Here is a 15,072-nt window from a genome sequence, read left to right as displayed (position 1 = left end):
GGTGATATGATACAATGGTAAGATAGTATAACCATGACCGCACAGTTTTCCCAAATGACATCAAAACCTCAACTGTTAACAGATCCATTTCTACAACTACCAATGGTCAATTCGGTGCGGGTGGTTTGGTTTACAGAATTTGCGGGTGAGCAGCATTTAGTTACTCATGGTCATCATCTGGAAAAAACCACCATTGCTCAAACCACAAAACTGACTCGCGTCAGAGAAGATCAGGACTCCAGGGTAAAAGAGCAAAGAAAAAAAGGACAAGTTTACCAAAAACCAGTTCAACGAGATATTTGGCGACAGGAAGCAGAAATTACGGATCTAACCCCCAATTTACGGATTCCCTACTATGTAACAAGCATAACAGAAGATGGGGTGAAAATAAACAGTGAGGTTTTTACCCTTACACCTATTCCCCAACCAGGTAAACCCCTGAAAATTCTTCTCACCTCCGATCACCAATTAAAACCAATGACAGCGGCCAATTTACAGAAAGTGGTGGAAACGGTCGGTGTAGTTGACGCGGTGTGGTTTGCTGGAGACTTAGTCAATGTGCCAGACCGCGCTTCAGAATGGTTTGATGATCTTCGCGGTAATGCTTTTTTTCCAGGTTTACAAGGTCGTGCCCAATATACTATGGAATATAACGGGGAAAAACTTACCTATACCGGTGGTAAGATTATTCAGAATGCTCCCTTGTTCCCCTGTGTTGGTAATCATGAGATTATGGGAAGATATACGGGAAATATTAGTTTAAACCAGGAATTTAATGATACCATTCCCCGGGAAATTGCTCAGGAATGCTATAATGAAGTTTGTGGAAAAGAATATTTAAAAGACTATAGTTTTAATACTATTACCTACGAGGAAATTTTTAGTTTACCCGAGAGTAAAACCGGGGGAAAAACCTATTACGCCCTCAGTTTTGGGGATGTGAGATTAATAGTCTTATATGTGACGAACGCGTGGCGAAATCCCAAATTAGAGTCCCCTATCAAAGGTAGATATAAGGAATCAAACCAGCAACTTTCCTCCCCTGAAAATTGGGGATATGGCCAAATAATTTATGAACCAATTGTTCCAGGAAGTGACCAATATATTTGGCTCGAGGAAGAATTAAACAGTCCTGAATTTGAACAAGCAAAATATAAAGTGGTAATGTTTCACCATCCAGCACATACCCTAGGTGATAATATTGTCCCACCTTATACTAATCCCTTACAGATTATTGAAAAAGATGAATTAGGGAATATTCAGTCTGTAACCTATCAATATCCAAAGAACACCGATTATATAATTCGTGACTTGATACCCTTACTAGAGCAGGCCAAAGTTCAACTAGTCTTTTATGGACACTCCCACCTGTGGAATCGGTTTCTCAATCAAGGAGGAATCAACTTTTTAGAAACTTCTAATGTGGGTAATTCCTACGGTGCTGCTTGGGGAAAAAGAGAGCGAGACATCCCCCAGCAATATCAAGAGGATTTTCCACAAGACTACATAGCAAGTGGTAATCCCAATGGTTTACCACCAATCACACCTACTATTTCTCCACTCCTAGGGGAAGATGGTCAACCCTTACCTTATATTGCAAGCAATCAGTTCACAGTTTTTACTATTTTTGACACTGAAACCGGTACTGTTAGCAGTTATCGCTTCGATACAACAAATCCCAATTCTCCAGTTATTAAATTCGATGAGTTTAGTTTGTAATCGGCAATCATGAATCTTAATCAGTTACCAGGAGCTGAGATTATCCTACATTGAAAAAAACTTGGACCTAGGGATGGGTTTCGTTCCTCAACCCATGCGGGCGTTGGGTTTCATACTTCAACCTAACCTACGTTCATTTTATATTTAATTCGGTGAATTTTGATTTTCAATATATTTTCGTAACGTTGAGATAGTTACTCCACCACAACTAGCAACAAAATAAGACCCGTTCCAAAAAACATCTTTCCAGTAAATTTTTGCTAGATGTTCTGAAAATTCTTGGCGTAATTTCCTAGAAGAAACTGATTTAAGATTATTTATCAGTTTGCTTAATTCTAAGTCCGGATGATATTGGAATAAGCAGTGGATATGATCCTCCATTAAACTCCACAAGCTTGCAATCCCATTTAACTAATAGTTCCTCTAGGATGATATGTAATCGCTGTAACGTATCTCCAGTAAAGGCTTTGCGCCTATATTTTGTCGTTAAAACTAGATGTACTTTTAAGTCACTGACTGACCTTCCCTTTGAAACAAAACATTTTTCATAAGCTTCTTGCCATATTTCTCATAATTAGTGTATACTAGAATAGTAACAGTGCGACACCAGAAAAAGGCGATAATCAGGTGCGGATATCCTATCAATACAAAATTAAACCGACAAAAGAGCAAGCAGAAAAGATTGATAAAACGCTAGAAATGCTGCGCTATCAATACAATTATTTGCTGGCTCAACGGTTTGATTGGTATGAACAAAATCGTTCCCCTATTAATAGATGTTCCATATTCGTTTGTCATTTACCAGAACTCAAAGAGCAACCTAATTATTACAACCAAAAAGCATCATTAACTCAACTTAAAAAAGACCGTCCTTGGTACAAAGAGATTCATTCTCAGGTGCTACAGGAAGTCGCAAAGAAAGTTGAGTTAGCTTTTGACCGATGGTTAAAAGGTGATAGCAACAGCAAAAAGTCTGGTAGACCTAGATTTAAAAGTACGGGACAATATAAAACATTTACTTTTCCTCAATTCAAACAACATCACTTTGTCAATAACAAGATTACGCTATCAAAAATAGGCGATGTTAAAGTAATTGTTCATCGTCAAGTTCCCGACGGGTTTCAAATTAAAACTGTATCTGTCACTAAAAAAGCAGACGGGTATTATGTAACTCTAAGTCTTGACGACAAAACAGTTCCCACAATTAAGCCTGATTTTAATGCTAATAATATTGTTGGTATTGATGTCGGATTGATTGATTTTATTGTCACCTCAGACGGTGAAAGAATTGCCGCACCTAAGTTTCTACGCCAAGCTGAACGCAAGTTAAAATCTGCGCAACGTCGTGTCTCTCGTCGGAAGAGAGGTTCTAATCGCCGTAAAAAAGCGATTAAAAAACTGGGTATTCTACACAAGAAAGTTGTTGATACTAGAAAAGATTTCCAATTCAAAACAGCTAATAATCTACTCAAAAAGTATGACGTAGTAGCTGTTGAAAAATTAAATATAAAAGGACTTGCTAAAACAAGATTGGCTAAAAGTATTAACGATGCTGGTTGGGGACAGTTCATCACCATACTTTCAAACAAAGCCGAGAATGCTGGCTTGAAAGTGATAGCTGTAAATCCAAACGGTACGAGCCAAGAATGTTCTAACTGTGGACACAAAGTCAAAAAGCCGCTATCAGAAAGAACGCACAATTGCCCTAGTTGCAAGGTCAGCTTGTGCCGGGATCTAAATGCGGCTATAAATATAAAGGCGCGTGGGACACACGCCCTCAAAGCTCAATCAATGTCTTCATAGAAGAGTCGTTGAGAAGCCCACACTCACCTGTAAGGGAGTGTGTGGAGTATGTCACACTTATCTCCATAGGAGATTGAAACTTTTTCCTTTTAAACGAGGTATCTTGTGCTACTGCAATCAAACTCAAATAGATATCAATGTGAGGTTCAAATACTAAATAAGCAAGACTAATCACTTAAATCAAGAAATAGAAAAATATTTACCCTTAAAAGTGAGGTAGGATGATCGACGAAAGTTTTTATATCATTAGCTATGACATTTCCGAAGATAAAAGACGCAACAAAATTCATAAATGCCTCAAATCTTATGGAGAATGGAAACAGTATTCTTTGTTTGAATGTCGATTAACCTTAACTCAGTATCAAAAGTTACGACAAAGACTAGATAAATTGATTAAACCTAAGGAAGATAATATCCTACTCTACAAGTTAGGAAGATGTTGTCAGTATAACATTGAGAGAATTGGTTGCGATCCACCACGTAATCTAGATGTTTTTGTGATTTAAAGTTTGAGCAGGGATAATTAAGAATATTCAGGATTTAATTAGAGATACTTATCATGCTCCAGCACAGATTGCTTTTAATAATATTTCAGTGCGATCGCCCAACTTTGTAAGTTGGGTTTCATTCCTCAACCCAACCTTGTATATTGAGAGAAGTGGTATACTTATAACATCCGTTGTAAATATCTTCCCGTATGGGAGCGGGGATTTTGAGCAAGTTGTTCTGGAGTTCCCACACCGATGATCTCTCCCCCTTTATCACCTCCTTCTGGGCCCAAATCTATAACCCAATCCGCACAACGAATCACATCCAGGTTGTGTTCAATCACTAAGATAGAATTTCCCTTATCCACTAATCTCTGAATCACATCTAATAACTTGTGAACATCATAAAAAGATAGTCCGGTGGTGGGTTCATCTATTAAATACAATGTTTTACCCGTAGCACGTCGAGATAACTCCGTAGCTAATTTGACCCGTTGTGCTTCTCCTCCTGATAGGGTGGTAGCGGGTTGTCCCAACTGTATGTATCCCAAACCAACATCCACCAATGTTTGTAATTTGCTGACTGCTTTGGGGAGGTTTTCACAAAATGCTAGTGCTTCCTCAACGGTCATTTTTAAAACATCAGAGATGGATTTATCTTTATATTTAACTTGTAAGGTCTCTCGATTATATCTAGCTCCTTTACATACTTCACATTGAACATAAACATCCGGTAAAAAATTCATTTCTATAACATTTACTCCCTGTCCATTGCAAGCTTCACACCTACCTCCCTTGACGTTAAAGGAAAATTGTCCAGGTTTATATCCCCTAGTTTTAGCCTCGATAGTTTGAGAAAACACTTCTCTAATCAGGTCAAATACTCCTGTGTAAGTAGCTGGGTTAGATCTGGGTGTTCTCCCAATGGGTGACTGATCTATGACAATGACCTTATCCACACAGTTTAATCCTCCTATTCCACTGAGTTCTGGAGGAAAGGGTACTCTTTTTAATAAATGATGTTGTAGCGCGGGATAGAGCAATTCATTAATTAAAGTTGATTTTCCTGAACCAGAAACTCCAGTTACAGCAACTAATTTTCCCAGGGGAATTTCCACATCTAGGTTTTTTAAGTTATTGCGGTGGGCATTTTTAATGTTCAGAGTTTTGCCATTTCCCCCTCTTCTAGTTGTGGGTGTATCAATTACTATTTTTTTGGATAAATAGGATCCTGTTAGGGAATTTTCTGCCTTTAATACATCTTCAATTGTTCCTTGGGCAATAATATTTCCTCCATGAATACCTGCACCCGGACCAATGTCAATTATGTGATCTGCTGCTCTAATAGTTTCTTCATCGTGTTCCACAACAATTAGGGTATTTCCTAAGTCTCGCAGTTTGATCAAGGTTTTCAACAGTCTATCATTATCTCTTTGGTGAAGTCCAATGCTTGGTTCATCTAACACATAAAGTACTCCTGTTAAACCGGAACCAATTTGGGTCGCTAGTCTAATTCGTTGTGCTTCTCCACCTGATAAGGTCATGGCGGGACGATCTAAGGTCAAATAATCTAAACCTACATCTAGTAAAAATTGCAATCTCTGTTTAATTTCTTTAATGACTAAATCGCCAATTTGTATTTGCCGAGCAGTTAATTTTAAGTTTTCTATTCGTTCCTGAAATTCCCTAATTGATACGCTGGTTAAATCCCAAATTCCATATTGACCTAATTTCACAGCTAAAGCTTCCGGTTTTAGTCTTTTTCCGTCACAAACTTCACAAGGTTGATCGATTAAATATTCTTCTAGTCTCTGCTTGATTAGTTCCGTTCCTCCCTCGTATTGTCTTTGTAACATGGGAATTACTCCCCTAAAATTTTGTTTTCTCCCTCCCGTTGTGTTTTCTAGCTTCTCCCCATATAAAACTATTTCTTGCTGCTCTTTGCTTAGATCCCTCCACTGGGTTTGTAATTGAAATCCATGTTGCACTCCCAAGGCGTACAATAATTCTAAATAATAGGAGTTTTCCTTATCTGACCAAGGTGCTATGGCTCCATATATTGGTGCTTTATGATCGGGTATCAATAACTCAGGAGAAAATCTTTTTAGGGTGCCAATTCCATGACAGTGGGAACAAGCACCATAGGGAGAGTTAAAGGAAAATAATCTGGGGGATAATTCTTCCATTACCCCCCCATGTTCTGGACAGGCAAAGTTCTCTGAAAAGATAATCTCTGATGGTAATTCCTCTGGGGAAATATTTTTATCTACCTCATCTACAGGGTTTTTTATCATTTCAATTATGGCTATTCCCTCGGACTGTTTCAAACATGTGGTGAGAGAATCTACTAGACGCTCCTGAATACCTTCTTTTTTAACTAATCTGTCTATTACCAGTTCTATATTGTGACTAATATTTTTATCTAATTCTATACCCTCTGAAAGTTCAAAAATCTCTCCATTGATCCGCGCCCTAACAAACCCCTGGGCTGCCAAACTGGAAAGCAGTTTCCGATGGGTTCCCTTCTTTCCCCTTAGCACAGGTGCCAAAATTTGAAATCGAGTACGGTCAGGAAGTGATAAAATGCGATCGCACATTTGGTCAATGGTCTGGGGAGAAATAGAGCGATCGCAATGGGGACAATGGGGTTCACCAGCACGTCCATAAAGCAATCGCAGGTAATCATAGATTTCTGTAACTGTTCCCACGGTGGAGCGAGGGTTATGAGAGGTAGATTTTTGATCAATAGAAATAGCAGGGCTTAGTCCTTCAATGGATTCTACATCGGGTTTGTCTAATTGACCTAGAAATTGACGAGCATAGGCACTTAGTGATTCTACATAACGTCTTTGACCTTCTGCAAAGATGGTATCAAAAGCTAAGGAAGATTTTCCAGATCCAGAGACACCAGTAAATACAATTAGTTGGTCACGAGGTAGGTCTAGATCAATATTTTTCAGATTATGCTGTCTAGCACCGCGAATGCGAATGGTATTTTCCTGGTTTGGAGTGTGGGGAAGGTTATCGCTTGATAAATTTTTTGCTGATGGATTTGGCATTTGACACTACTTCACATTAACAATTGGGAATTAGAGAATTTAGTATTATAGCCTTATAGCCCCGCATTTTAGCAGCGGGACTAAATGAGCTTAAAGATTTTTCTTTCCTAACCAGTCAATAATCACCCTATTGACAAGATCTGGAACTTCATCATGGGGACAATGACCAGCATTGGGAATAGGTACAATTTCAATATCCTTACCACTAGCCGCTTCTGCATAAATATTTGTCCCAGTTATGGGTATCCAGGGATCCTTTTCACCCCACAGAACTAATAGGGGATGTGTCAACTTGGGTAGTAGGGTAATGGGAGCTGGTCCTGGAGGTGCGGTGACAATGGAAGCAAAAACTTTCCTAGCACCGCGATCGCAGGATGGTTCATAAAGTATATCTACTAGTTCATCAGTAACTGCATTGCGATCGCAATATACTTGGTATAGGGTACGACGGATTTGGGATTTGGTGCGAACTCGATTAAAAACAATAGTTCCTGTAATGGGATTAGTGACTAATTGACGAAAGGTAGCCATAAAAAACCTAGTAATGGGGTTTAATTCCCGAGGACGATGATTTAAACCTCCAGCGGAATTAATCAAAACCGCCCCACTAGCAATTTCCGGGTGTTGGGTGACAACCATTAAACTCAAAAGCGCGCCAATAGAATTACCAATAAATATAGTGGGTGATTGGATGTGTTCGTGATAAAAATCCCTTAGTAGCTCTACCCAAACTTCCATGCTATATTTTATGTCTGCTTTTTCAGAACCTCCAAATCCCAATAAATCCAGGGCAAAAACCTGATAACCCGCTTTAGCTAAAATAGGGATGTTTTTGCGCCAGTGACCAATAGAAGCTCCGAATCCGTGAACCAGAACTAGGGGTTGACCCACACCCATAACAGTATATTGGATTTTATAGTTTCGCCAAGTCCAAATTTGTTTTTCTATGGTTGGTAAATTTTCAGTGGTGATCATGGTAATTGGTTAAGATTTCTAAAGTATTGTTTCTTTATAGTAATCTTCTTCTTATCCTCCTGGCATTGTGGAAAAAATATCATGGCAGATTCAAGAAAATATCCGAAAATACAATGTTAGAATAGTCCGTGTGTCAAAATCAATCATTTGGTTAAATAAGCAACAATGACTAACAGTAAATTAACGGTATTGAAAGGGCTAGTTTTTGCCTCCCTAATTAATATAATTAATCTGTGGCCAATAGAGAACTGGGCAATTCAGTCATTGGCCACAGCAGCCACTCATGGGCAACTTTTGGCACAGGAGTCGGTTCCCATAGAAATTTCCACACCTCAACCAGTACAGGAGAAAAAATCCGGATTTACCCTCTATATTTGGCAACCTAACGGCACAATTTCTCCAGTTATTGCTCGTATATCCCTGAAAGCTAAGTATGGCGAGAAATATCTCCAAGAAAGATTTTTGGGAGATTATCAATATAAAATTAAGCAGAAAGCTAAATTTGAAAATGGGTTTAAATGGGGCGATCGCATTGTAATTAGACTATATAATACACAAAACCAACTAGTTGGTTATACGGAATTTGCTTGTTTACCGAACCACACCACAGTCAACCTGATTTTACCAGCGAATTCTCCGCCAAATCCCCTAGTCAGAGTTTTTTACGGAGTTGACAGTGATGAAGATGGGATCGTTGATCCAGACACAACCATGAGCTATGACTACTTCACGGAAATCAGGAACCAAAAGGTTACCTTCCTCAGTAGTCCACAAAACATCGATCCTACTCCCTATCAAGCTGCAGGATTTGCCAAAGTTGCTCAACCGAGTACCTATCCTGCGAGCTTTACCCAGGGGCAATTTGCCCTGGTTGGTAAAACTATTAGCATTAATGATTCCCAACTAGCAAAAGCTATCCTATCTCCCCCAGGTAGCCTAGTACAACTAACCCAACTAAATAAAAGTGCGTACCAGCTGAATAACTTATTAACTAAATATAGAGAGGTGGGAGTAGCTAAGGGAATTCGGGTACGATTTTCCGATCTTCCGCAAAATTACTGGGCCAAAGACTATATTGAGGAATTAGCCGCCATGGAGGTCATTGACGGTTATCCTGATGGCACATTTCGTCCTAATGCTCCCATCACCCGGGCCCAACTAGCTACCCTATTGCCAAAAATCTTTTTTAAAGATACAATCAGGGGGAAAGTCGCATTTCGAGACATTCCCAAGAACCACTGGGCCCATAACGCCATCCAGAAAACTTATCAGATGGGGATTTTGACCCCTAGTGCAAACAGAAAGTTTCGTCCCGACCAAAAACTCACCCGTTTAGATGTTTTAACTACCATAGCAAAAGCCTTGAATTATAAATTCACCGGTTCAACAAGAGATATATTATCTATTTACCAAGATGCTTCTACGATTAGGAGTGAACACCGGGAGCTGATTGCTGCTCTTACACAAAATGGTGTAATTGTAAATTACCCAAACATAAGATTATTAAACACTAGAAAACTAGTGACGAGGGCGGAGGTTTGCGCTTTGTTATATAGAGCAATGGTTAGCAAGGGGGATGTGCCTGATTTTTCATCTGTATACATACCATGATAATTCCAGAGTGGAAATCTCAATAAAAACCTGAATAAGATGATATACTGTTTGGATTATCTTTAAGGAATGTTAGTATTGTCTATGGGGGAAGACTTAGAAAATTAAAATCACCTAAAATCATCCTTAGAAAAAACTAACACTCAAAACTAACATCTCATACAAGAAATCACTAACAGTGACTTGTGAGAGAAATTAAGAATCAGGAACATCCATGACAAACTCAGTCAAAAATCAGTCACAGATCAATCAGTCACAAATCTGGGGATATAGCCTATTAAATTGCACAATAGATGGGTTAATTCGTAGTTTTGAAGGGCAAGAAAGAGTTAAATCATATTCAAACTTTAGAGAAAAAAAAGACCGAGCTAATGAACTCATTTTTGAATGCGTGGGGAAACAAAAATGCCTGTTTTATATTCGTCGCCAAGGTAATGTGAGGGATACAGAAGAAGAAATTTTAGATTTAATCATAGCTACAGATGAAAGTGAATTTACACTACCAAAAAGATTAAAAGAACTTGACAAGACTTTAGGTTTAAGAGCAGCACTGCAAAAAAATGGTAACGGTGGTTTAAAAATTCTCTCTACTTATTTATTACCAATTGCAAGAGGTAAAAAAGACGCTTATGCTGTTCCATTAAACTTACAACTAGTTCCTAATCACTATGAACCAGTACATATTCCACCTAAGACTTTAGCACAAATAGTCAAAATGCCAATATGTGGAAATCATGTTCCCACGGAAGAGCAATTGCGGGCGTGGAAAGCATTCTTAAAAGTAGAAGAGCGAGTAGCCAAAGCTAGACAATTTTGTGTCAATTTTGTGAATTCCTACTATGATTTAAAGCAAAGAGAAATTGCATTAAAAATTAATATTAACTCAGCTACCCTAGATGGAGATGAAGAGAACTATATAAATGAGGATAATTTTTGGGAAAGGGTAAGACAAGCAAAAAACCAGGAGATTAAATTTTCGGATGTTATACCTACAGAAAAAATCCGTCGCACCAGTCGTCAATTGGGAACCATTGAAAAGATAGACTTAGAAAGAAACATTATTCATATCAGACTAGAACAAGATCTGATAGAGTATATGGCAACTGAAAATTATCAATTACCAACAAAGGGATACTTGTTTTTTGATGCTGCTGGTGATATTAAACAGATTCAACGCAAAGAAAAGGCATTAGAGCAGTTAAAACAAGGTCGTACTCAAAATCCCTATCTAGGAGATTTTCTGTTTGATGCTTCCCAAGCAAGACCAATTGAAAAAACCATCAAGCTCCAATCTCAGGATTTATTATTACCTGCGGCCAATCCTGGACAAAAAGCTTCCGTGGAAAAGGTGCTTTCTGCTGAGGATTTAGTTCTGATTCAGGGTCCTCCCGGAACTGGTAAAACCACGGTGATAGCGGAAATTTGCTATCAAGTAGCTTTGCGTGGTGGTCGTACCTTAATTACCTCCCAAGCTAATTTGGCAGTTGACAACGCGTTAAGTCGGCTAGTACATAGTCCAGCTATTCGTGCGGTGAGAAAAGGAAAAGCAGAAAAGGTAGGAGAGGAAGGACAACCATTTCTGGAAGACCAAGTAATTGGAAGATGGCTAGAAAATACCGCCCATGACTGTGAAAATAATCTTTATCAGCGTTGGGAAAATATCCAGGTTCTTCAAGGATTACTGACAAATTATGAACGGTTCAGGGAGTATTATAATTCGATAAAGCAGTTTAATTATCAACAGCAAAAATTAAAAGCAGAAAAGAGCAAGCTAGATAGTATTTTTGAGGAAGAAGAAAGGGTTTACAGCCAATTAATTCAGGATAAACAGGATATGGAATCTCTAATAGTTGATTTAGAGAATATTCTCAATCAACCCAAGAGAACGAAAAATATTAGCAGTCATAATTTGGAAATCAGGAAAACATTATCGCGAATAAGAATCCATGGGGTGGAAAATAATCTATCTGGCAATCTATCAAAAAGTTTCCAGAAAAAAGTGGCCCAAGCTAAAAATTATATGGAGCAGTTAGGAATTAGTTGTCCTGAAGATGATATATTTAGCTTATCTCTATGGTTACAGGAAAATATAGCTCAGGAAATTGAGGGATTCCAAGCCACATTTAGTTATGCTTATGACGGAACCATGGCCATGGCCGATCTGGTGAAAATGGTCAAGGTTTTTCACAAGCATTCTGGAACTTTACAACAATTACAAAAGCAATTCCCTCCCCAAGATCGCAGTTTGGGGAAAACTGCACAAACAAGTATCAAAGACTGGGAGAATCGTCAGCGAGAGATTAACTATATTATTGATGCTATTCAAGAATGGAAAAAGAATGCTTCTGCTCATATTTATGATTTAGTGGTTAATAGCCAAACCTCTGAGGTATTGCTAACCGAAGAAATGCTGAATCTACCTTTAGGACTATTAATGTTTGCCCATCAGTTGCAGTTGCCAATACTCCCTAAAAATTCTCAAATAAAACAACCAGAATGGCAAGCTCTAATCAAAGCCATGTCCTATGAAGTTAGTGCTAAATGCTCTAATGTCAAGGGAAAACAGTATTATTTTAGTGAGTTTATACAACAACATTTTAGTCAACACTTCCTGCTTTTGCAAAAAGGCGATCGCCAAAAATGGCAAGGAATCTATCAACGGTTTAAGAAGTATCAATTTTTGAGTAACAAACAAAGGCAAATTCTAGTTGAAAGCACTCAATCCTGGTTAGTACAACTAGAACAGACCTACAGTAGAGACACATTGAATAGCTCTCAAGCTACAGCCCATTATATTACTCAAGAATTAATAGATGTGGTTCTGACCAATTCTCGGCAATGCATTCTCAAACTAAAAAAAGAAACGGAGGCACAAATAAATAATTTAAATAATTCAAGAAATAACTTGCCCAAAGAAGAATCACGGGAAATTATAGACCAGCAGAAAGTGAATTCGGAACAACTTACCAAAGCTCAAGCTATGGTAGATAAATCTAAGGAGAATGTCAAAAATCAGCTAGAACAAGTTGTGGTAATTTTAAAACAACTATATAAGCAGAAAAATTTGCCTCCGAAATTAAAAAATATTACCCAAGAATGTCTAGCCAAACCAGCAACTATTTGGGAAAGAGAGCCAGAATTTACCCAGCAGGTTAACCTATGGGAAAATTCCATCACCAATCTAGACAATTTGCAGTCGGGACTAAATCCTGTAGACCTGTTTGCTAAAATTCAAGAAGGATTGCCAGAAGAATTAATCAAAATCACCCAAAACTGTGAAATATCATGGCGCAAACTAGAGAAAGCAAAAGACCAATTAGAAGAAATGTCCACAAAATTAGGAACTGATATACCCCACGATTTAATCAGAGAAATAAAGTGGTGGGATATTCATTTACAAGATCTACCAGATAAACTAAAACCGAAAAACCCAGAAACAGATTTATTAAATTTAGATTTTCTAGATCAGATAAAAACAAGATTTGATATTTGGCATCAGGAACTAGAAAATCAACAAAATTATCTAAGTAAATATCAACAATTTATCCAGGATTGGGTAGCCAAACTGCGTCAACCCTCTGAGAGAGACAGCAACGATCTACGACAAATTTATTTGGATAATGCTAACGTTGTTGGTATTACTTGCGTGCAAGCTGCAAATTATAACTTCTCAGAAGAGTTCAAATATTTTGATGTTGTGATTATTGATGAGGTGAGTAAATGCACACCACCGGAATTACTTATTCCCGCATTAAAAGCGAAAAAATTAGTTATGGTGGGAGACCATCGCCAACTACCACCCATGATTGATAGCGATACGGTTGAGGAAGTTGCTCAAACAATGGAAAACTCCAGAGAAGAAATTGGATTTGTGGAGGAATCTCTATTTAAATTCCAGTTTGAAAAAGCAGATGATAGCATTAAGCAAATGCTAAATACCCAATATCGAATGCACCCTACTATTATGGGAGCAATTAATCAGTTTTATCATGGGAAATTGGAATGTGGTATCTTAGAAGCTGATATCAAACGGGCCCACAACTTAGCAGGAACTCTACTGCGACCAAAAGACCATTTAATTTGGGTAAAAATGCCCAAAGAAAAGAAGTTTCAAGAACAACAGCTAGGCACATCTTTTTTTAATATGGCGGAAATAGACGTGATCCAAAAAATCTGTCAACAATTTGAAGATAATTGGTGGGAAAAGATAGCCAATGGAAAACCCAAGAAGGAAATAGCCGTAATCACATTTTATGGAGCTCAGTTACGAAAAATTGAAGAGCGTCTAACTCCAGAACTTTTTCCTTCATTACATATCAGAACTGGAACAGTAGATAGGTTTCAAGGGATGGAAAGACCAGTGGTTATTGTGAGTATGGTAAGAAATAATGAACGAGGAGATGTGGGCTTTGCCAAAAAACCAGAACGGGTTAATGTCGCTTTTTCTCGCGCTCAAGAATTACTAATAATTGTTGGATGTCATGATTTATTTACCAAAAATCTCGGTGTAGTTGGTGGTATGTATTCACAAGTCGCAAATATTGTTCGTCGTCATGGAGGTTTCTTTGATGTTTCCCACTTCTTTGAATAAAAATATTGATCCCTATCTGAAAACCATGGTCGGCGAAATTGAAATTAAAAATCCCAATTTGTCCGTTTTTGCTGCTCGTCAATTTCGCTATAGTTTGTATCAAAATTCCCTAGAGCTAACCATTAAGGAATCTCGCCCATTTAATGTTTTGGAGGAGTTTATTATTCGTGCAGCAATAGAATTTAAACCCGCACCAACACCAGATGAGTTGGCAGCAATTTTGGCTCTAGACCCTGTATTCGTCCACAGTACAATTTCTGTTCTTCAATCTCTACAAACTTTGGCATTTCAAACCCCAATCACGGTTACTCAAGAAGGTAGATTATTCTATGAAAAAGGAACTGTTCCTCAACCAGCTTACAATGTACACATTTACGCTAATACAGATATTCTGGAGCGGAAATTTACTCTGACGACGGAAGCTTTTAATCATGACGTGCCCAGGCATTTACCAGACTTGTCCTTGTTGCTCAACTTGGAAGATGGTAGTTTGGACACTTCTGTATTAACCTTAACAGATATACAAGAAATTATCCAAAGTTCTCATTTGTCATTTCATCTACCAGAGACGGGGAAAATAGTCACGGGTTTTAAAATCTTACCACCAACTCAAATGATTTGGAAGTTAGTATCACTGTTTGTGGTGTTTGACGTCACAGAGCATAAGTTTCAGATACAGATTCGCAGTGGTAAGCGAATTTTGCCAGCAGCATCCACTAGGGTTGGCTATTTTTTAGATGAAGGTAGAATTTCTCTGTCAGAATTATGTGATTTACCTCAAGAAACGATTAATTTTCTCTTAGATGACAAAAATCGTTAAGTTTGA

Annotated in this window: 8 protein-coding genes and 1 pseudogene; 6 read left to right on the top strand and 3 right to left on the bottom strand. The window is 38.1% G+C overall.

The window, feature by feature from the left end; genetic code table 11:
• Positions 1-54 precede the first annotated feature (54 nt).
• Positions 55-1,719, top strand: a complete 1,665-nt coding sequence (locus C6N34_RS00845; protein ID WP_115538915.1) for a metallophosphoesterase family protein — start codon at positions 55-57, stop codon at positions 1,717-1,719.
• Between the two features lie 144 nt (positions 1,720-1,863).
• Here C6N34_RS00845 and tnpA read toward each other — a convergent pair.
• Positions 1,864-2,284: pseudogene (gene tnpA, locus C6N34_RS00840) on the bottom strand (IS200/IS605 family transposase).
• A 62-nt stretch (positions 2,285-2,346) separates the two neighbouring features.
• Here tnpA and C6N34_RS00835 point away from each other — a divergent pair.
• Entirely contained in the window at positions 2,347-3,522 is a 1,176-nt protein-coding gene (locus tag C6N34_RS00835) for an RNA-guided endonuclease InsQ/TnpB family protein (RefSeq protein WP_236107278.1), read from the top strand.
• A 221-nt stretch (positions 3,523-3,743) separates the two neighbouring features.
• Positions 3,744-4,028, top strand: coding sequence for a CRISPR-associated endonuclease Cas2 (gene cas2 / locus C6N34_RS00830; protein WP_115538992.1), 285 nt, complete (start codon positions 3,744-3,746; stop codon positions 4,026-4,028).
• Between the two features lie 161 nt (positions 4,029-4,189).
• Here the strand turns inward: cas2 and uvrA are convergent, their stop codons facing one another.
• Together uvrA and C6N34_RS00820 are read right to left on the bottom strand one after the other, a co-directional pair.
• Positions 4,190-7,069, bottom strand: a complete 2,880-nt coding sequence (gene uvrA / locus C6N34_RS00825; RefSeq protein WP_115538991.1) for an excinuclease ABC subunit UvrA — start codon at positions 7,067-7,069, stop codon at positions 4,190-4,192.
• Positions 7,070-7,159: 90 nt separating this feature from the next.
• Positions 7,160-8,044 carry an alpha/beta fold hydrolase gene (locus C6N34_RS00820; protein ID WP_115538990.1) on the bottom strand — a complete coding sequence of 295 codons (885 nt, stop codon included), beginning with the start codon at positions 8,042-8,044 and terminating at the stop codon, positions 7,160-7,162.
• 165 nt (positions 8,045-8,209) lie between these two features.
• Between C6N34_RS00820 and C6N34_RS00815 the strand changes: the two genes are divergently transcribed.
• The 3 genes from C6N34_RS00815 (at position 8,210) to C6N34_RS00805 (ending at position 15,066) form a co-directional block, all read left to right on the top strand.
• A complete protein-coding gene (locus C6N34_RS00815) occupies positions 8,210-9,655 on the top strand; it encodes an S-layer homology domain-containing protein (RefSeq protein WP_057177012.1) in 1,446 nt (481 codons plus the stop codon).
• Between the two features lie 214 nt (positions 9,656-9,869).
• Positions 9,870-14,246, top strand: coding sequence for an AAA domain-containing protein (locus tag C6N34_RS00810; RefSeq protein ID WP_115538989.1), 4,377 nt, complete (start codon positions 9,870-9,872; stop codon positions 14,244-14,246).
• Positions 14,224-15,066, top strand: coding sequence for a hypothetical protein (locus C6N34_RS00805; RefSeq protein ID WP_236107276.1), 843 nt, complete (start codon positions 14,224-14,226; stop codon positions 15,064-15,066). Before C6N34_RS00810 ends, C6N34_RS00805 begins: the two co-directional genes overlap by 23 nt.
• The last annotated feature ends 6 nt before the right edge of the window (positions 15,067-15,072 follow it).

Origin of the sequence: Cylindrospermopsis raciborskii Cr2010, from assembly GCF_003367075.2 — a bacterium.
GTDB lineage: Bacteria > Cyanobacteriota > Cyanobacteriia > Cyanobacteriales > Nostocaceae > Raphidiopsis > Raphidiopsis raciborskii.
Note: the sequence above shows the minus strand (reverse complement) of the source record. Positions and strands in the feature narration are given on the sequence as shown.